The sequence below is a fragment of the Algoriphagus boseongensis genome (genome assembly GCF_004362805.1).
Lineage (GTDB): Bacteria > Bacteroidota > Bacteroidia > Cytophagales > Cyclobacteriaceae > Algoriphagus > Algoriphagus boseongensis.
Genome location: NZ_SNYF01000006.1, coordinates 431,758 through 449,901 on the forward strand (window position 1 = coordinate 431,758; position 18,144 = coordinate 449,901).

Annotated in this window: 19 protein-coding genes; 3 read left to right on the plus strand and 16 right to left on the minus strand. The window is 40.8% G+C overall.

Translation table 11 applies throughout. The features are described from left to right. Positions 1–130: 130 nt before the first annotated feature. The gene (locus tag DFQ04_RS09450; RefSeq protein WP_133555147.1) at positions 131–2,464 is read right to left on the minus strand and encodes a M1 family metallopeptidase; all 2,334 of its coding nucleotides are present in this window, start codon (positions 2,462–2,464) and stop codon (positions 131–133) included. Positions 2,465–2,542: 78 nt separating this feature from the next. Continuing rightward, positions 2,543–3,121, minus strand: a complete 579-nt coding sequence (locus DFQ04_RS09455) for a HupE/UreJ family protein (RefSeq protein WP_133555149.1) — start codon at positions 3,119–3,121, stop codon at positions 2,543–2,545. 84 nt (positions 3,122–3,205) lie between these two features. Between DFQ04_RS09455 and DFQ04_RS09460 the strand changes: the two genes are divergently transcribed. Then, positions 3,206–3,697 carry a DUF6702 family protein gene (locus DFQ04_RS09460; protein ID WP_133555151.1) on the plus strand — a complete coding sequence of 164 codons (492 nt, stop codon included), beginning with the start codon at positions 3,206–3,208 and terminating at the stop codon, positions 3,695–3,697. A gap of 429 nt (positions 3,698–4,126) precedes the next feature. On the opposite strand, the gene DFQ04_RS09465 is transcribed toward DFQ04_RS09460, so the two are convergent. From DFQ04_RS09465 to DFQ04_RS09525, 13 genes are all read right to left on the minus strand, one after another. Further along, a complete protein-coding gene (locus tag DFQ04_RS09465; protein ID WP_133555153.1) occupies positions 4,127–5,593 on the minus strand; it encodes a glycine--tRNA ligase in 1,467 nt (488 codons plus the stop codon). 138 nt (positions 5,594–5,731) lie between these two features. Then, positions 5,732–6,169 carry an outer membrane insertion C- signal gene (locus tag DFQ04_RS09470; RefSeq protein WP_133555155.1) on the minus strand — a complete coding sequence of 146 codons (438 nt, stop codon included), beginning with the start codon at positions 6,167–6,169 and terminating at the stop codon, positions 5,732–5,734. A gap of 54 nt (positions 6,170–6,223) precedes the next feature. Beyond that, on the minus strand, positions 6,224–7,270 hold the full coding sequence (locus DFQ04_RS09475) for a Gfo/Idh/MocA family oxidoreductase (protein WP_133555157.1): 1,047 nt from the start codon (positions 7,268–7,270) through the stop codon (positions 6,224–6,226). A gap of 9 nt (positions 7,271–7,279) precedes the next feature. Then, positions 7,280–7,906 carry a response regulator transcription factor gene (locus DFQ04_RS09480; RefSeq protein WP_133555159.1) on the minus strand — a complete coding sequence of 209 codons (627 nt, stop codon included), beginning with the start codon at positions 7,904–7,906 and terminating at the stop codon, positions 7,280–7,282. A 62-nt stretch (positions 7,907–7,968) separates the two neighbouring features. Next, positions 7,969–8,724 (minus strand): sensor histidine kinase, encoded by a 756-nt coding sequence (locus DFQ04_RS09485; RefSeq protein ID WP_133555161.1) that lies wholly within the window; start codon positions 8,722–8,724, stop codon positions 7,969–7,971. Next, positions 8,714–9,472 carry a hypothetical protein gene (locus tag DFQ04_RS09490; protein WP_133555163.1) on the minus strand — a complete coding sequence of 253 codons (759 nt, stop codon included), beginning with the start codon at positions 9,470–9,472 and terminating at the stop codon, positions 8,714–8,716. The genes DFQ04_RS09485 and DFQ04_RS09490 overlap by 11 nt, the downstream gene beginning before the upstream one ends. Positions 9,473–9,696: 224 nt before the next feature. After that, positions 9,697–10,452: a sensor histidine kinase gene (locus DFQ04_RS09495; RefSeq protein ID WP_133555165.1), complete on the minus strand. Its 756-nt coding sequence runs from the start codon at positions 10,450–10,452 to the stop codon at positions 9,697–9,699. A 57-nt stretch (positions 10,453–10,509) separates the two neighbouring features. Beyond that, complete coding sequence (locus tag DFQ04_RS09500) at positions 10,510–11,295, minus strand: histidine kinase (RefSeq protein WP_133555167.1); 786 nt, start codon at positions 11,293–11,295, stop codon at positions 10,510–10,512. A 2-nt stretch (positions 11,296–11,297) separates the two neighbouring features. Then, the gene (locus tag DFQ04_RS09505) at positions 11,298–11,699 is read right to left on the minus strand and encodes a molecular chaperone DnaK (RefSeq protein ID WP_133555169.1); all 402 of its coding nucleotides are present in this window, start codon (positions 11,697–11,699) and stop codon (positions 11,298–11,300) included. 127 nt (positions 11,700–11,826) lie between these two features. Continuing rightward, positions 11,827–14,793, minus strand: coding sequence for a protein translocase subunit SecDF (gene secDF, locus DFQ04_RS09510; RefSeq protein ID WP_133555171.1), 2,967 nt, complete (start codon positions 14,791–14,793; stop codon positions 11,827–11,829). Between the two features lie 90 nt (positions 14,794–14,883). Then, entirely contained in the window at positions 14,884–15,228 is a 345-nt protein-coding gene (locus DFQ04_RS09515; protein WP_133555173.1) for a hypothetical protein, read from the minus strand. Positions 15,229–15,285: 57 nt separating this feature from the next. Further along, the gene (locus tag DFQ04_RS09520; RefSeq protein ID WP_133555175.1) at positions 15,286–15,906 is read right to left on the minus strand and encodes a uridine kinase family protein; all 621 of its coding nucleotides are present in this window, start codon (positions 15,904–15,906) and stop codon (positions 15,286–15,288) included. A gap of 33 nt (positions 15,907–15,939) precedes the next feature. Beyond that, a complete protein-coding gene (locus DFQ04_RS09525; RefSeq protein WP_133555177.1) occupies positions 15,940–16,521 on the minus strand; it encodes a non-canonical purine NTP diphosphatase in 582 nt (193 codons plus the stop codon). Between the two features lie 90 nt (positions 16,522–16,611). Here DFQ04_RS09525 and DFQ04_RS09530 point away from each other — a divergent pair, with 90 nt between their 5' ends. Continuing rightward, entirely contained in the window at positions 16,612–17,175 is a 564-nt protein-coding gene (locus tag DFQ04_RS09530) for an LOG family protein (RefSeq protein WP_133555179.1), read from the plus strand. 88 nt (positions 17,176–17,263) lie between these two features. Next, complete coding sequence (locus DFQ04_RS09535; protein WP_133555181.1) at positions 17,264–17,767, plus strand: hypothetical protein; 504 nt, start codon at positions 17,264–17,266, stop codon at positions 17,765–17,767. Position 17,768: 1 nt separating this feature from the next. Here DFQ04_RS09535 and DFQ04_RS09540 read toward each other — a convergent pair whose 3' ends face one another. Then, a complete protein-coding gene (locus tag DFQ04_RS09540; RefSeq protein WP_133555183.1) occupies positions 17,769–18,143 on the minus strand; it encodes a hypothetical protein in 375 nt (124 codons plus the stop codon). Between the last annotated feature and the right edge of the window lies 1 nt (position 18,144).

An 18,144-nucleotide genomic window follows, 5' to 3' on the forward strand; every position in this document is an offset into this window, starting at 1 on the left:
TTAATTCTAGCTTAATTTACCTGAAAAAGTAAATTTTCTAAGCCTAATCCCATATCTGATTCAAAAGAGAAAGAGGGTTTTTATAAAATTCAAACAAAAAATCCCGAAGAGTGCTCTTCGGGATTTGGTTTTATTTTTTATTCTGGGCCTTTTTCATAGGATTGTCTCCCATGGAAGCTCCCCGGACTCCACCTGCTCCTTTAAATAACTCGAAGCGAGTCGGCTGGTATTGTCTTGGCCAGTAGTTGCTGCTTTCGTCAATGTCTGCAGTTTCTCTTTTTGGATCCAAAACAAAACGAACAACTTCCTTTTGCTTAGGGAAAACCTTGGTCACTTCGGACTCATTTTTTCTCCAGATTTCTGCTGGAATTCTCTCAATCTCAGAAGTGCCATCGGCATAGTGGAACTCAATAATCAATGGCATCACCAAACCTCCTACGTTTTTGAAAGTCATCTCATAGAAGTTCATGTTACTGTTAAGCAAGGCTTTTTCCTTCTCACTTAAGCTAGCCATGAATTTTTTGTAGGCGTCTTCGTCTTCTGGAGTTACAGTAAATGGATTGTAAGTAGTGTAGAAGTCTTTGGTTGCAGGATCAGATTCCACATAGGTTTGAGGAACATCCTTGGCATTGAAATCTCTACTTACATTGGTCTCGTCTCTGGTGAACTCAGCTTTAGCAGCTGCTTTTTTCTCAGCCGGAGTTCTGTTGTCCAACTTATACCAGTTTACATTTTCAATGGTAATATCTACAGGCTCAGTTCCATAGAACCAACCTCTCCAGAACCAGTCCAAATCTACGGCAGAAGCATCTTCCAAAGTTCTGAACAAGTCATCCGGGGTAGGGTGCCTAAACATCCATCTTCTGGAATATTCTCTGAAGGCAAAGTCAAAAAGCTCTCTACCCATTACTGTCTCACGAAGGATATTCAATGCTGTAGCAGGCTTGGCATAGGCATTTGGACCAAACTGGATGATGTTTTCCGAATTGGTCATGATAGGCTCCAGCAAGTTTTTGTCGCTCTTCATATAAGGGACAATCTTATGCGCAGGTCCACGACGGGAAGGGAAGTTTCTGTCCCATTCCTGCTCAGCCATGTATTGCATGAAAGTATTCAAGCCCTCATCCATCCAAGTCCACTGACGCTCATCAGAGTTCACGATCATAGGGAAGAAGTTGTGACCAACCTCGTGAATGATCACCCCGATCATTCCGTTTTTGATCGCTTCGGAATAAGTGCCATCTGCGTCTGGTCTTCCGTAGTTGAAGCAGATCATCGGGTATTCCATACCGTTGCTAGCTTCCACAGAGATCGCTACCGGATAAGGATAATCGAAAGTATGGGAAGAGTAAGACTTCAAGGTATGGGCAACTACTCGTGTGGAATATTGCTCCCAAAGCGGATTAGCTTCTTTGGCATAATAAGACATCGCCATGACGTCTTTTCCACCCAATTTCACAGCCATTGCATCCCAAATGAACTTTCTGGAAGAGGTCCAGGCGAAGTCACGAACGTTTTCAGCTTTGAAAATCCAGGTCTTCTTGTCCTTGGATTTTCCTTTTTCCAGTTGCTCAGCTTCCGCTTGAGTACGGATGATTACTGGCTTGTCATAAGTCTGAGTAGCTCTTTTCCATCTTTCAAATTCAGTGGAGGAAAGCACTTGCTCAGGATTTTGAAGAACACCAGTAGCTCCAACCATGTGGTCGGCCGGAACTGTGATTCGTACTTCATAATTTCCAAAAGTCAAGGCAAATTCACCTGAACCTAGGAACTGCTTGTTTTGCCAGCCTTCAAAGTCTGAATACACAGCCATTCTTGGAAACCACTCGGACATGGTGTAGAGGTAATTTCCATCTTTAGGGAAAAGCTCATAGCCCGGACGTCCTCCGATAAAGCCAACTCGATCCGTGATGTTGAAGCTCCAATCAATGGAAAAAGTAAAAGACTCTCCTGCCTTCAATGGCTGAGGAAGATCCACACGCATCATGGTTTTGTTAATGGCGATATGGAGTGGAGTTCCATTGGAATCTTTGATGGAATGGATTTTCACATCGTAGTCATCCGAATGCCAAAGAATTCCTTCCAAAGCTCTCATGGACATTCTTGGGCCAATGCTCGATTCAGTCACTTTTGGCGTATCCGAATCTTTGCCTCGGTTATTTTGGTCAAGCTGCAGCCAAAGGTAGGTCAGCTGATCAGGGGAGTTGTTGACGTAAGTGACAGTTTCTGAACCCTTGATAGATTGATTGTCATCGTTGAGTTCCACGTCGATTACGTAGTTGGCTTGTTGTTGCCAATACATATGTCCTGGCGCACCAGAGGCAGTTCTATAGACGTTGGGAGTGCGAAGCATGGTGCCCAATTGTTCAAATCGGTACCCATGGTTCTGTTCAGTATGCTGGGCAAAGCTGTAATTCATTCCAGCGAGTCCAACTGCTGCAATAGCAATAATTTTCTTAAGCATAAGGTATAAGGGTAATGAATTGCGAATAAAAAGATTGATTTTCAAAAAGAAAAGAATTCTGTTTTCGGCGGTAAATTTTTACCAGAATTTGGTTTCCAGCATCAGCATACAGGCGACACCAAGTACAAAAGCGGAAACAACCAGAGTCCAGTCTTTTCTATTAACTCCCGCCAAATTCAATAAAGATGTCACCAAAAGGAAAGAAGCAACAATTACTATTTGCCCAACTTCCAAGCCTAAATTAAAAGCCAAAAGTGGCTGCCAGATGCTTGCCTCTTTACCCAAGAGCTCTTTTAGGTAATTGGAAAATCCCAATCCGTGGATCAGACCAAAGAAAATGGCAAAAATGTAGTTCAACTGAATTCCTTTTCCGGTTGATGGTTTTGGCTTGAAAATGCTGACCAGGGCTGTTACCGCTATGGTGACTGGAATTAAGAACTCAATAATTTCAGATTTGACTTGAATGATATTGAAGGTAGCCAAAGCCAAAGTCAGGGAATGTCCGATGGTGAAGGCTGTGACGAGAATCAGGATCTTTTTCCAGTCTCTAGGCACATACACGGCACAAAGTGCCAACACGAAAAGGATGTGATCAAATCCCTTGATATCCAAAATATGCTGAAGACCAAGTTTGAAGTATAATTCAAATGAAGACATAGTTGGGTGATAAGCTGTCTAAAGAGTTAACTTGCGGCAATATTACTGGATAATTCCTTAAGAATTGATTATCTCTCCGACTAAATGAACTTCTCCTTAGTATCTATTCTGACCTCGTTTTGGATGATTTTGGTCCATCCTTTTTTCATCAGTTTGACCGAAATGAGGTATAACACCAATTCCAAAAAAATGGAAATTGCCCAGAAGATTTTTTGGGATGATTTGGAAGTAAGTCTTTCAAAAGAATTCGGCCAATCCGTTGATTTTTTGAATCCTAAAGACAAAGCAAAACTCAACCAACAGCTTCAGACCTATCTTTTGAAGCATAATCAAGTATGGGTAAATGGGAAGGCTGTTGCCTTAAATTATTTAGGCTACGAAGTGGAAGAAGATGCTGCTTGGTTTTATTTGGAATCTGCAGCGGCAGAAACTCCCAAAACTGTGGAGATGAAAAATACAGTCCTCTTGGAGGAGTTTAATGGGCAGCAGAATATTGTCCATGTCTATTTCCAGTCAAAATCGCCCCGAAGTATGCTATTGGGAAAAGGGGAAGAAAAGGGGAAAGTGGAGTTTTAGAATAGATTTACAGGAAAAATACTTTGTATCGAGATCAAAAGTTGAATATGGATTTCTGGAAACTGTTTAATTTGATGATTCTGATTATACAGGTGATTTTAGTTTTAACAGGAACTCTTTTTAAGCAGATAGCATTCGGATGGGGGCTTGGCGATTTGATTTGGTATGGTTTGTTGTATTTAATGTTAATCATTCATTTAATATTAACTATAGTTGGATGGAAAAAATCAAGGAAATACCATCAAAAACTTTCACTAACATTTTTTCTACTTATAGTTTGGATTTGCCTCGAAGCTACTATCTGGAGAGATTCCGAATATGCTTGGAATGGTAAAATATTTCACGATTAGAAATTAGTGGTAAAAAAAGCCGCCAAAAACTCAATTCTGACGGCTTTTTAATTTCAAATCGGACACCCGACTTCGGTCATTAAATCTTTTCAAATATTCTTCTAAAGCTCGTCGCTTCGGCGATTCGTCCATGAAGCTCCGAGATGGCTACACGTTCCTGCTCGGTAGTGTCGCGGTGACGGATGGTAACCGTATTGTCCTCCAAGGTCTGATGATCCACAGCAATACAGAACGGAGTTCCGATCAAGTCCTGACGGGTATAGCGCTTGCCGATTGATCCGGAATCTTCATAGATGATATTGAAATCGTACTTCAACAAGTTCATAATTTCCTGTCCTTTTTCTGGTAGCCCATCTTTTTTCACAATTGGAAGAATAGCAGCCTTTACTGGAGCGATAGCCGGATGGAATTTCAAGTAAGTTCTGCTTTTCTCCTCAGTGCTTTCTTCAGTGTAAGCATTGCAAAGCGTCAAGAGGAACAGTCGGTCTGCACCGATCGAAGTCTCGATCACGTAAGGGATGTAATTTTGGTTGATCTCCGGATCGAAGTACTGTTGCTTTTTCTTGGAGTATTCCTGATGTGATTTCAAGTCGAAATCTGTTCTGGAGTGGATTCCTTCCACTTCTTTAAATCCAAAAGGAAACTCAAACTCGATATCCATCGCCGCATTAGCATAGTGCGCCAATTTCTCGTGGTCGTGTTTGCGAAGCTTTGCCGCAGGAGTACCCAAGGCCAAATGCCATCTCATTCGAGTATCGGCCCATTTTTGATACCAATCTAGTTCGGTACCAGGGCGCACGAAGAATTGCATTTCCATTTGTTCAAATTCACGCATACGGAAGATGAACTGACGGGCGACGATCTCATTTCTGAAGGCCTTTCCAATCTGAGCGATTCCAAAAGGAACTTTCATTCTCGCCGTCTTCTGCACATTGAGGAAGTTGACAAAAATACCCTGAGCAGTTTCCGGACGTAGATAAATGGTAGAAGCATCTTCGGCTACTGAACCCACTTGCGTAGAAAACATCAAGTTGAATTGACGTACATCCGTCCAGTTGGAGGTGCCGGAGATCGGGCATTTGATGCCTTCGTTGGTGATCAGGTCACGAACACCAGCTAGGTCTTCTGCTTCCAAAAGTCTGGCTAAAGCAGCGGTAAGCGATCTTGCCTTTTCCACCTGACCTTCATTTTCCAACTTGGCAGCATGCTCTTCCACCAAGACATCAGCACGGTAGCGCTTCTTGCTGTCCTTGTTGTCGATCATAGGATCGTTAAAAGAATCCACGTGACCGGAAGCTTTCCAAGTGGTCGGATGCATAAAGATAGCCGCATCGATACCGACGATATTGTCGGACACTCGGGTCATGGTTTCCCACCAGAGTCGCTTCAAGTTGTTTTTCAATTCTACTCCGTAAGCCCCGTAATCGTACACAGCCTGCAAGCCATCATAGATCTCCGAACTAGGGTACACAAAACCATACTCTTTGGCATGGGAAATAATATCTTTCAATTGGGCGTTTTCGCCGGGAGTTTCTGTCTTTGCCATAGGGCGCAAAATTAAGGAAACTAATTGATTTGAGGGGAGAGGAGTTGATTCATAATTATTCTTTCCTCCTGAATTTGAATTAAAAAAGCCACGAATCTTTAGAATTCATGGCCTTTTCTAGAAATAAGAATTTAGATCTTATCGAAATGTGTATTTAAATCCTATTCCACCTCGAAGGTAACTTCCTTCGTTTCCATAAATCACAGGGGCCGCTTCCATCAAAAAACCAAAATTTTTATTGTCCAATGGTTTGATAAGCACACCAATTGGAACAACCAAATAAGAATCATTGTAATACCGATCTTTTCGGCGATTGTAATAATCAAATAGTCCCAAACCAATGCCGAAGTAGGCATTGACCTCAGATTTTTGAACAAAATTATAGGCTCCTACTAGCTCTAGTCCTACCTCTTGCCCTAGGCCTAATCGAGCTTCTCCAAAGAATTCTTTGTCAGGATTGGTGCCGACCGTGATAAAGGTCCGGGTATTTTGGAAATTGATTCCGGCACTGACCTGTGCTTTGGATATGGATACCAGTCCAAAAAAGGCCAAGAAAAGAATTATTGATTTTTTCATGGTAAATAAAGTTGGTTGAGTAGGCCTTTTGGCAAACTCTCTGCCAATTTCAATCTACCAAGCACCTTCCTCCTGGGAAATAATTTTCCCTTCTTTAGCAGAGGTAAAGCTAGCTTCAATCAACTTGAGTACAGTAATCGTTTGGTTTAGAGTCACCTGAAGTGGAGTATTCCTTAAGATCGCATCTGCTACATTTTGGTAAAAAATCCGGTAATCACCATTTAGGGTTGGATAAGGAATCGTCTCGTTTTCTAAATAAAGCTTGCCCCATCTCTCCTCTGGATCCACGCCCCAATTCTTTCCTTCAGGCTTTTTACCTTCTTTGAAAGCCTGTTCCTGTACATCTAGGAAATACTTTTGGTAACTCCCTTTTTCTCCCATCAAGATAAATTTTGGAGTGGGAACGCTAGCCAATACGCTGGCAGTCACTCGGGCTTTGAAGCCTGGATAGAATAAGGAAATGTCAAAATAGTCATCCGCGACCGCATGGGTGCGTTGCTTTTGGATATCCGCAAAAATTGATTTAGGCTTGCCAAAAAGTAATACGATCTGATCTATCAAATGAACTCCCAGATCATAGGTAATCCCATTTCCCGGGACTTCTTTTTCTCTCCAGTTTTCAGAAACCTGAGGTCTAAAGCGATCAAAATGGGATTCCAAATAGACTAATCTTCCGAGAGTTTCTTCCTTGACAATTTTTTGAAGGGTTCTAAAGTCCCCATCAAATCTCCTGTTGTGGAAGACACTCAGGACTACTTGGTTCTCTTTGGCTAATTGCTCGAGTTCTGCTGCTTCCCAAGAATGAATAGTCACAGGCTTATCCACTACCACGTGCTTTCTTTTTGCGATGCATTGCTTAGCCATGGGAAAATGGAATTCATTCGGCGTGGTAATGCAGATAAGATCTGCTACATCCGCTTCTAAAAGTTCCTCCAGACTTCGGAAAGTTTGTACGCCCGGAAATTTTTGCTGGCATCGATTTCCGTTTCTTTCCACAACCGCCACAAAATCCAAATCTGGGCAGACTTCGAGTAAAGGGGCATGCATTTTTTCAGCTACTGAGCCATAGCCAACTAAAGCCGTACGAATCGGGGAATTCATGTAATTAGATTAAAGGTTCATTTCCTTGACCTTATTGAGCAGGTCCACCATGGAATTTACCTGTAGTTTCAGGTTGATATTTTTTCGGTGAGTCTCTACCGTTTGAATACTCAAACAAAGAGAATCCGCGATGTCTTTGTTGATCATGCCTTCGCTGATCATTTTGAGAATTTGGGTTTCTCGGCGCGAAAGCCTGTATTTTTCCCTAAACCCATCAAAAAATGGCCCTTGTTTAGCCTGCTGTATAACTCGGTTGAAGTTCTTTAAATACCTTCCTTCATAGACTTCCGTGATTGTAAAAATCAATTCATCCGGATCGGCATCTTTCAGGATAAATGCATCCGCACCTAGATGAATGGCTTCCTTGAAGATCTTCTCCTCATCGTACATGGAAAGGACAATTATTTTAGTATCGGGAAAATGTGCCTTGGCGTATTTCAATACCTCGAATCCATTGACCAAAGGCATGTTCAAGTCAGTTAGGATGACATCAACGGTATTGTTTTTAAGATATTCTAAAAGTTCCTTCCCGTTGGGAAATACTTCTTCCACCAAAAATCCCTCGTGCTCTTCAATCAGTCCTTCGAGGGCTTTTGCAAAAAGCTTATGGTCGTCAGCAAGTACGATCCGAATCATATTAAGAGGATTTTTTTAAGGATGGGTAACTACTAAAGGTTTCTGAAGTTAGGGTTGATTATTCAATTTGGCAACTCTAATTCTATAAAGGTTCCTTTTCCGACTTCAGATGACAGGGAAAATTTTCCACCAATGGTCTCCATTCTCTTTTTCAGATTAAACATTCCGCTCCCTTTGCTTTCCTGTTTGGTATCAAACCCTTTTCCATCATCTATAATCTGAATTTTTCTGGCCCCCTGCTCTTCAATAAGTTTGATTTCAATCAAATTCGGGTTAGCATGTTTTAGCGTATTGTTAAGGCATTCTTGGATCACGCGAATCAAAACCAACTTTTGGTCTTTTGGAAAGGAACCAAAGCTTTCAATTGTTTCCAGTTTGGTTTCGCAGTGTCCTGTAGATTTGATTTTCTCGAGCTGCTGTCCGATGAATTCTTCCAGTCTTACAGATTCTACCCAGTCCAGATTTAAAGTTTTTGAAAGCCCCCTGACTTCCTGAATGATCTGGTTAAGGTATTCTTTACCTTCTGCCTGTTTTTCCGGTTTGGAAGAGTTGAGATAAAGTTTGGCTAAGGATAGGAGCTGCCCAATATTGTCATGCAATTCCCTGCCAACATGGGAAAGTGTGTCCTGCTGGATTTCGTTTTCGATATTCAATAGAGTCTTTTCATATTCAGTTTTTAATTTCTCAATCCTTTCCCTGTTTTGGATCTGTCGCTGTCGGTGGAGGACTACCATGGCTACTACAAAGGTCCCCATAAGGACAGCTAAAAAAGCCCCAGAGAAAAGCAGAAAAGTAAATTGATTGGCTTCAGGCTGCATTCTGGATTAATTTGTTTTTTGATTTCCGCACTTCGAGAAAGAAATAAAGGCCAATAAAAATGAACAACAAAAGGTAGAGGACCATTGAAATGTAATTGAAAAAGAAATAAAGATCCAAGTCATTAAAAACAAGGTAATCAAATGCGATATCGGAAAGGAAGGATAAGGCGCTTTGAAAAAGGATCAGCGTGACGATCCAGAAATTCCAGTTTTTAATCAGATCTACTTCTAAATGTTTTTCTTCAGATATTACATCAATGAAATAGAGCCCGCATCCGAAGATTAGGGAGGCATTGCCGAGAAAATAAATTGGAGGCTGAAAATCGTAAAGTGGATACCATCCAAATACTTGCACAATTGTACAAACTGCAACAAACGTCCAGATTAATACCAGAATAATCCTTTTTTTGGTTTGTGAATAAATCAATTGGTGCAAGTATATAAGGAGGAGGATTTTGGAAAGGTGGAAGTTGAAGAAATTGGTAACCCAAAGGTTCCAGCCTTTAAAATCTGTATCTCCGATTAACTGGTGAACAGAAGCGTTGAATTGCTTGTCTACCAAGACGTAAATTGCCAGAAATTCATAGAAGTACACAAGCACCACAAAGGAAAAAAGCAGGGATAAATCTATTTGCCTCTTCTTCTCTTTTGATAAAAAAAGAAAAACGGAAATAACTATTGGCCCTAATCCAGCTAAAATCTCCACATAGAGATTATTTTCTATTCTGGAAAAAAAATCCTGAATCACTTTTATATTTATTTAAACCATGGAGAAAATATCCTTCTTTTATTATAAAATAGTTTCATCTAATGCATATATCAACTCTTCGTTCATCTTGATCAATCTTTCGAGTGCTTTTTAGCAAAATGTTTGTAGTCTTCGACCTGTACAATCTTTTTCAAGGGATGGCTTTAGTTTTAGAATAAGGGAAAAAACTCTATTCGAGTTTTCTTGAAAATTGGACTCTTATTCTAATCTGGTAATAATAATTCTATTCGTGTACCTTTTCCAATTTCGGAGGATAGGGAAAATTTTCCTCCTATAGTTTCCATCCTCTTTTTCAGATTAAACATTCCGCTTCCGTTGCTTGCTTCTCTTGTATCAAACCCTTTTCCATCATCTATAATCTGAATTTTTCTGATCCCTTTTTCTTTCAAAAGTTTGATCTCAATCAGATTCGGGTTGGCATGTTTTAGCGTATTGTTAAGACATTCTTGAATCACGCGAATTAAAACCAACTTTTGGTCTTTTGGAAAGGAACCAAAGCTTTCAATTGCTTCCAATTTGGTATCGCAGTGTTCTGTAGATTTGATTTTCTCGAGCTGCTGTCCGATGAATTCTTCCAGTCTTATAGATTCTACCCAGTCCAGATTCAAGGATTTTGAAAGACCCCGGACTTCTTGAATGATCTGGTTGAGGTATTCTTTGCCTTCTGCCTGTTTTTCCGGTTTGGCGGAGTTGAGATAAAGTTTTGCCAAGGAAAGGAGCTGCCCAATATTGTCATGCAATTCCCTGCCCACTTGAGAAAGGGTGTCTTGCTGAATTTCGTTTTCGATATTCAGGAGAGTCTTCTCGTGCTCCGACTTGATCTGGTCCATTTTCTGACGGTTTTGAGCCTGACGCTGCCGATGGATAAAGACCATCGCCACAACGAAAGTAGACATCAATCCCCCAAGGAAAAGTGTACTGAAAATGATGACGTAAATCTGATCTTCAGTTGGATTCATAGAATGCTTCTTTATCAAATGTAGTAGGAAGCTGCTGAGCTCCTTTTAAATCAATCATTATAAACTGCTTTGAATATCAAGACTTTCGTTGGTATCAAAAATGGGTTCTTCCTCGAAAAGGTTTGGAAATTTCGGAGAGGCAATTGCCATAATTAGAATTAATTTATTCAAAATCCCCATGGCTAAATCAATTTGAAAAAGAGAAATTACAAGAGTAGGATAGTTAGTATAGAGATATGTCAGCGAAACCGAAGCGATGTAGGTCAGTGAATAGGTGAAAAGCATAAAGGTCATCATCCAAAAAGAAAGTAATCGTAAAGGGTTGGTAGCCAAGTATTTTTCATTAGTCATCATGCCCATGAAATAAAGCCCGCTGGCTACTAGGACCATATTTGCTCCGATCGCAAAAATGATTGGTTGGTTTAAATAAATAGGCTCAATCCCTGAGAATTGCAAAAACTGAGTTATAATTAAAAAGCCAATAATCATCCAGTTGATAATTCTTTTTTTGGGAGGCTCAAGCCAAGTTTTTATCAAAAAAAGGTAAAGAATAGTCTTTATCTGCTTATTGGCAATATTGTAAAGCCACAGGTTGTAATTTGGAAATTCAGTATTCCCTAAAAATGCATTGACTCTCGCCTTAAACTCAAAATTGTAATTGGTGTAAGCACCAAAGTTTTCATAGATAAAAGTAAAAGTTAAAATCAAAAAAGGGAGCCAATAGAAACTATTGGCTCTTTTATCCTTTGGAAGTTTAAAGAAATAAATGAATCCCAGTACAAATAAGATATCAATTGAAATCAAATACCAGTCTACAAATGCCTGAAAAAATCTACTATCCATTATTAAACTCCAGTGGGTTCTGGTTGACAGAATGGGGGACACATTCTTCCATTATTTGCATAGTTGTCCCCACCTTCTTCGATTAGAGGAGTAATTGATTCATTTTCCACATTGGCAGGTCTCATGGCTAGGGTAAGGGATCCTGTCACTTGTTCTACATTATCTGGATAATATTTTTTAGCCACTTCTTCGGTATACTCTGTGATGTAAAACTGAATTCCTCCCTTTTTGGGATCCTTGTCAGCTTTGGCGAGAAGGCCTTCCAAAGTTTCTCTGTCAAAAAAAATCCAATTGGTTTGGTCTGTTTTGTCTTTGCCGTTTTTGTCTTTGGCAGGTTTGCCCTTTTTGACTTCTTTGTCATACTTGGCTTTCATTTGGTCAAAGTCTTCCTTTGAAATTTTCATAAGAGTTTAGGTTTCTTTAAAAAGCACATTAAATAAAATCAAGGCCTAATATATGGATTTAGAGTAACCTTAAAAAAGAAAAGGAGCGAGATGATTTCCCGCTCCTTTCATTTAGTTATTGGCTGTATTAAGCTGTTTTCTTAACGTCTTTAGCTTGGTTTTCACTTTCGATTTCCTTTTTCATCAAGTCAACTACAATTGGTGTAGCGATGTAAATGGATGAATAGGTTCCGACCGTAATTCCTACGAACAAGGCAAAAGCAAAACCTCTCAATACCTCACCACCAAAGAACAAGAGGACCATAACCACGATCAAAGTAGTAAATGAAGTGATCAAGGTTCTTCCCAGCGTCTGGTTGATGGCATCGTTGAATACTCTCACCAGTTTATGAGTTCCTCTGTTTTCGATGTTTTCCCGGATACGGTCAAATACGATCACAGTATCGTTGATTGAATAACCAATCACGGTCAAGACCGCTGCGATGAATACCTGGTCAATTTCAAAGGTAGCTCCCAAGGCACTGGCAATGGCAAATGCAGCAATTACAAACAGGGTATCGTGAACCAAGGCTACGATTGATCCCAAGGAGAATTGCCACTTGCGGAATCTCAACAAGATATACAAGAAGATGGCAATCAGTGCAGCGATCATCGCTTCGGCAGAAGAAGCCTTGATGTCATCAGCCACTGTAGCACCCACTTTAGATGAACCTGTGATAGAGAATTGGTTCGCTCCAATCAATTCAGCGTTTTCATTGTAGGAGAAGCCGGTCACGTTAGCAATTCCTTCTTTCACCTTAGTTTCTACTTCCTTATTTGAAGCATCGTCATCTTCGTTGATCAGGTAAGAAGTAGTCACTTTGAGGATGTTATTTGCGCCGTAGGTTTTTACTTCTACAGAACCGTCAAATTCTCCATCCAAACCTACCTTCAAGTCAGAAGGAACAACTGGCTCATTGAAGGCAACGATATACGAACGTCCACCGGTGAAGTCTACGCCGAATTTCAATCCGTTGAAGGCTGCGATAGCCAAACCAAGAACGATGATTGAAGAAGAAATCAAGTAAGCGATTTTACGCTTACCCAAGAAGTCAATATTCAAGCTTGAAAGAGCATTCTTCGCAAAAGGAGCTGAGAAATTGATTGAGCTCTTGTCTCCTTTTTTGGTCATCCAAGAGATGATCACTCGGGTAATGAATACCGCAGAGAAGAAAGAACAAGCAATACCGATCATCAATACGATCGCAAATCCTTTGATTGGTCCCTGACCTAAAGCATATAGAATGGCTCCAGTCAAGAAGGTAGTTACGTTACCATCCAAGATCGCAGAGAATGCTTTGCTATAACCTGCATTGATTGCAGCCATTAGGCCAACTCCATTTCGAAGTTCTTCTTTGATACGTTCAAAGATCAACACATTGGCGTCAATGGACATACCAATGGTCAATACAATACCTGCGATACCAGGCAAAGTCAGAGCAGCCCCTAACTGAGCCAAGATTCCCAAGATGAAGAATACGTTGAATACCAAAGCGGCAATAGCTACCAAACCACCTTTAGAGTAGTAAGCAACCATAAACAATACCACCAAAACCAAACCGGCGATCATGGAAATGATACCTTGGCTTTGCGCTTCTTTACCCAAAGTTGGGCCGATGATGCTTTCTTCTACGATTTGAGTAGGAGCAGGAAGAGAACCTGACTTCAGGATATTAGCCAAATCCTGTGCTTCCAACAAGGTGAAGTTACCGGAGATTTCAGACTGACCACTTGGAATTTCACCGTTTACAACCGGAGCAGTATACACATAGTCATCCAAAACCACGGCGATTCTACGGCCGATATTTTCTGACGTAAGATTTCTCCATTTTCTGGCACCTTCTGCATTCATCTGCATGGAAACTGCAGGACGAGAAGTCTGATCCAAAGTTTGTCTTGCGTCAGTTACTACATCACCTTCCAAAGGAGCTTGGTCAGATCCTCTGGTTGTTTTGATTGCATAAAGCTCAAGGATCTCAGTTCCATCTTCTGCTTTGGTTGGTTTTACACCCCAAAGAAGTTTCAAGTCTCTTGGAAGGAATGAGGCATAACGCTCATTTTTCAAAATTCTGTTTACAATCACCGTGTCTCTTACATCGTAAACCAGGCCGTAATTGGCCTTCATTAGGCTGATGACAGGAGAAACATCGAGGGATTGATTCATTGGATCAAGCTCCTGAAGTTGCTTTTCCAAAGCATTCTTCAGGGAATCTTCCATAGAAAGGTTTTCAGTAGAAGTGGTGTCTGCTGGAGTTGTGCTGGCTTTTTGATCAGCAACCCAAGCTGAGTTGATGGCTTCAATAGATCCTCCATATTCGTTCAATTCCAATACTTCCCAGAATTGAAGTTTGGCAACTCCCTGAAGCAAGTTTCTTACTCGCTCTTGATTGTCCACACCTGGTAATTCGATTTGAATTCTTCCAGAACCTGCAATTCTCTGAATGTTTGGTTGAGAAGTTCCGAATCGGTCAATACGAGTTCTCAAAATGTTGAAAGATCTGTCGATCGCATTTTCAACTTCAGTATTGATGATGTCCAAGATTTCAGAATCTGAAGACTCCAAAGAAATTCTTCCTCTGTTAGCTGCAGTAGCGAAAATGCTGCTTAGGCTTTTTCCTGGGTTGTTTCTCTGCCAAGCAGAGTAAAACAAATCCACAAATCTTGAATTGGAAGTTTTAGCTTCTTCTCTTGCCTCGTCAACAGACTTATTGAAAGCCTCATCTCTAGGATTACCGGCGATTCCTTTGACGATTTCTACCGGAGAAACTTCCAAAGTCACGTGCATACCACCCTGAAGGTCAAGTCCAAGTCCAAGCTCGGTTTCTTTTACTTCCTGGTAGGTATAATCAGCACCTAAGAAATTGTAAACTGGCTGTCTCCACACAGAGTCGAGATAAGCTCTTCTTTGGGCAAAGTCGATATTGCCGGAAGCGTCTGTAGCATAAGCGGTTGCTTTTTGCTGAACGCTATTGGATACGAATGTGAATGACAAGTAATACAGACAAAGCGCTGTAATCACCACTGTCAAAAACACAATGATACCTTTGTTTTGCATAAGGAATTAGAAATTAAATTGATTGTTAAGAAATACGATTGAGGGTCTTCCTTTTGGGAAGAGGGTTAGGAAAGGAAAATGAAGTTTTCCTTAAGGTCCTTTGGTAGAAATGATCCTTTCGAAAAGAATTTCAACCCAAGAAATGGGGATGGAGGCGTCAACGGCCTGTAAAGAAGGAAGCTTTATTTCAAAGCTAAAAATCTCATAAATCAGGTAGAAAACGGTGTGAACCACTTGAAGCGCAAAAGGAACTACCGCATCTACTGCAACTTTGATTACAGATTGTGCAGGGGCATCAGACTTTTGTTCAGTTTTGATGGGTTCTTCTCCCTGAGGATAATATTCAGCACTGGAAATGAACAAACAAAACAATATCGCCAGCAACAAAGTCAGTCGCTGTCTCCATAGATTTGTGTTGTTTGTGGTCTTTTTCATGCGCGGCAAATATAGGCAATATTTGATATTCAAGCCTTTTTGCTGAAAATTTTTGGATTACCTGCCTGATTTGGCTCTGAGGTAGGTTCGGATGACATCCAAGGCCCTTTCAAAACTCGAATTGTTGGGGACAATCAAATCCGCATCATTCTTAAATGGTTTGATGTATTTCTCGTAGGTGGGCATCACGTGCATTTCGTAGCGATACAAAACATCATCTAAATCGTACCCCCGCTCTACTTTATCCCGGATGATCCTACGCTTGAGTTTGATGTGATCCTTAGCGTCGATAAAGACCTTTAGATCCAAGAGTTCTGCTAATTCGGGATAGTAAAGCACAAAAATTCCTTCCACCACGATCACAGGTGCAGATGGGAAAGTGAGCATTTTCGGTTTCTTGGCCGCGTTGTTGAAGGTATATTCTTCCCGATAGACGGTCTCTCCGTTTTGGATTTTGCGGATATCAGCAGCGTATTGTTCGAAGTCGATACTTTGTGGGGTATCAAAATTGTGCACTCCCTGTGCATCCACCGGCTGTAAATGCCTTGGCTTGTAATAATTATCCTGAGAAATGAGACAAACTTCGCCAGGTTCAAAACTGCTGAGCAATCGCTCCAAGAACAATGTTTTTCCAGAGGCTGATCCTCCAGTTATCCCGACGATGAATGGCTTCTTCATGGGGGTCAAAGTTAATTCTTTTTTGGCTTGAGCTCAGAATTTTCTTTGGTTCAAAAAATTAATCAAAGCTTTTACTGCTTTTCCTCGATGGCTGATCTGATTTTTTTCCGTGAGGCTTAATTCAGCAAAGGTTTTCTCATAGCCATTTGGTCTGAAAATAGGATCATATCCAAACCCTCCGGAACCAATCCGACTTTCTAAAATTTCTCCTTCAGCAACTCCCGCAAAGCTGTATTCCTTTTCATTTAATAGTAATGCGATGACCGTTCTGAATCTGGCTGATCTGTTTTTTTCTCCCTGCATTTTAGAAAGCAATAAGTCTATATTTCGCTCATCGCTTCTAGGTTCTCCAGCAAATCGGCCTGAATAGACTCCAGGGGCGCCATCCAATGCATCCACCTCCAAGCCAGTGTCATCTGCGAAACAGTCTACTCCATAATTTTCTTTTACATACCTCGCCTTTTGAAAAGCATTATGATCTAGGGTGTCCCCGGTTTCTGGAAGTTCCTCATAGCAGCCAATTTCCTGCAAGGAAACGATCTGGTAGGCTGAACCCAAGGCGGCTTTGACCTCTTCTATTTTTTTGGAATTATTGGTGGCGAAGCAAATTTTCATAGAGCTAAAATACAGGTTCAAAAATTAGTTTCTCAGAATTAATGCCGGGCTGAAGAATTTCGGACTTAGAATAATTTTTAATTTCAGGCTATGAAAAAGATAACCATTTATTGCGGCTCGAAAAAAGGAAATAGCAGTGTGTATGAATCTGCGGTCAGGGCATTGGCTCAGGAAATGATCAAAAGAGATTTATCCTTAGTTTACGGTGCCGGAAGAGTTGGACTGATGGGTGTGATTGCTGACGAAATGCTGGCTGCAGGAAAAGAAGTTTTGGGAATTATTCCCCAAAAGCTGGTGGATCGGGAGGTAGCACATAAAGGATGTACCGAATTGGTGATCGTGGAGACCATGAGGGATCGAAAATGGCTAATGGCAGAGCGGGGAGATGCATTTATCGCCATGCCGGGTGGCATTGGAACTTTGGAAGAACTTTTTGAAATCATGACCTTAAATCAATTGCACTATATCCAAAAGCCTTTGGCTCTTTACAATGTCAATGGATATTACGATAAGCTGATTGACTTTTTAAATCATGCGATGGAGGAAGGGTTTTTGTATCCTGAGCAAGAAGAACTTTTGATAGTATCCGATGACCCGGTGGATATTCTGGACCAAATGGCTGCTTACCAAGCCCGAAGACCTTCCGATTGGTAATCTTTTCCAATTCTGAGAAACTTGACAGGCCGTTTAGGCTTCGATCTTTAAGGAATAATTGTATTTTTGCTCCAACCCTGTTGATTCTATGATTGATAAGCTTTTTCCATTGGATAAAAATTACATTCTAAGGCAAGCTCAGTTTGCCTTGGAGGAGGAGCTTTTGGATCAAATGGTATATGAGCTCAAACGTTCTTATACCTATTTGTATAATCCGCTTCAGTTGATGGATGAAACCTACGCGAAAATCTTGGACAGCTTCGATTTTCCTTATGAGAGAATCCGAATGATTTACCGTCAGCTTTGCGGGATTTATCGGTACAAAAACGGGGATAATCAATTGGAGTTACTTTTTGACGGCAGAAGCCATTTCGACAAATTCAAGGAAGAGTGGGAGGCCAGTTTTATCGATTGGGTAAAAAAGCTAGGTCAGCATGAGCAGTATGTGAAAACTATGCTTAGAATGACTCTTTTGTATGATACTGAATCCCGTGCTGAATGGGCTGAAAACCACTGCAAGGCCTTCATCAATCAATATTTCGAGTTGAAAGTAGTAAAGCGTCAGGGCGAGCTAAAGCTAAAAGCCAGCTAAACTATTCCTTGATTTTTACCATCAATTTCTGAATCTCCTTAGGAAGATCCTTGTAGGTGTTTTCTTTTAGGTAAATCTGAATAGCTCCATTTTTTCCAAACTCTCCGAATTGCTTAATAGCTTCCTCACCTCTTATTACATTCATACTATCGATAGTTTCTGGATTAATTTTGGTCTGTTTTAAAATATCGAAGCGGAATCGGCCTTGATATTCATCGGAAGAAAGTATGACCAATGGATTAATTTCTTCAATGCTCCGAGTAGGACCATCCAAGGTAATAATCACCGGAGAGGTTTTTGATTCGGATTGAGCAAAAACAGAATTTGCTCCGACTACCAGAAGTGCAAAAAGAAGGATGATTTTCAATTTGTCCATT

Bases quoted from the DNA above. Each gene is read 5' to 3' on its own strand.
- DFQ04_RS09450 (WP_133555147.1), bottom strand. From the start codon at position 2,464: ATGCTTAAGAAAATTATTGCTATTGCAGCAGTTGGACTCGCTGGAATG.
- DFQ04_RS09455 (WP_133555149.1), bottom strand. From the start codon at position 3,121: ATGTCTTCATTTGAATTATACTTCAAACTTGGTCTTCAGCATATTTTG.
- DFQ04_RS09460 (WP_133555151.1), top strand. From the start codon at position 3,206: ATGAACTTCTCCTTAGTATCTATTCTGACCTCGTTTTGGATGATTTTG.
- DFQ04_RS09465 (WP_133555153.1), bottom strand. From the start codon at position 5,593: ATGGCAAAGACAGAAACTCCCGGCGAAAACGCCCAATTGAAAGATATT.
- DFQ04_RS09470 (WP_133555155.1), bottom strand. From the start codon at position 6,169: ATGAAAAAATCAATAATTCTTTTCTTGGCCTTTTTTGGACTGGTATCC.
- DFQ04_RS09475 (WP_133555157.1), bottom strand. From the start codon at position 7,270: ATGAATTCCCCGATTCGTACGGCTTTAGTTGGCTATGGCTCAGTAGCT.
- DFQ04_RS09480 (WP_133555159.1), bottom strand. From the start codon at position 7,906: ATGATTCGGATCGTACTTGCTGACGACCATAAGCTTTTTGCAAAAGCC.
- DFQ04_RS09485 (WP_133555161.1), bottom strand. From the start codon at position 8,724: ATGCAGCCTGAAGCCAATCAATTTACTTTTCTGCTTTTCTCTGGGGCT.
- DFQ04_RS09495 (WP_133555165.1), bottom strand. From the start codon at position 10,452: ATGAATCCAACTGAAGATCAGATTTACGTCATCATTTTCAGTACACTT.
- DFQ04_RS09500 (WP_133555167.1), bottom strand. From the start codon at position 11,295: ATGGATAGTAGATTTTTTCAGGCATTTGTAGACTGGTATTTGATTTCA.
- DFQ04_RS09505 (WP_133555169.1), bottom strand. From the start codon at position 11,699: ATGAAAATTTCAAAGGAAGACTTTGACCAAATGAAAGCCAAGTATGAC.
- secDF (WP_133555171.1), bottom strand. From the start codon at position 14,793: ATGCAAAACAAAGGTATCATTGTGTTTTTGACAGTGGTGATTACAGCG.
- DFQ04_RS09515 (WP_133555173.1), bottom strand. From the start codon at position 15,228: ATGAAAAAGACCACAAACAACACAAATCTATGGAGACAGCGACTGACT.
- DFQ04_RS09520 (WP_133555175.1), bottom strand. From the start codon at position 15,906: ATGAAGAAGCCATTCATCGTCGGGATAACTGGAGGATCAGCCTCTGGA.
- DFQ04_RS09525 (WP_133555177.1), bottom strand. From the start codon at position 16,521: ATGAAAATTTGCTTCGCCACCAATAATTCCAAAAAAATAGAAGAGGTC.
- DFQ04_RS09530 (WP_133555179.1), top strand. From the start codon at position 16,612: ATGAAAAAGATAACCATTTATTGCGGCTCGAAAAAAGGAAATAGCAGT.
- DFQ04_RS09535 (WP_133555181.1), top strand. From the start codon at position 17,264: ATGATTGATAAGCTTTTTCCATTGGATAAAAATTACATTCTAAGGCAA.
- DFQ04_RS09540 (WP_133555183.1), bottom strand. From the start codon at position 18,143: ATGGACAAATTGAAAATCATCCTTCTTTTTGCACTTCTGGTAGTCGGA.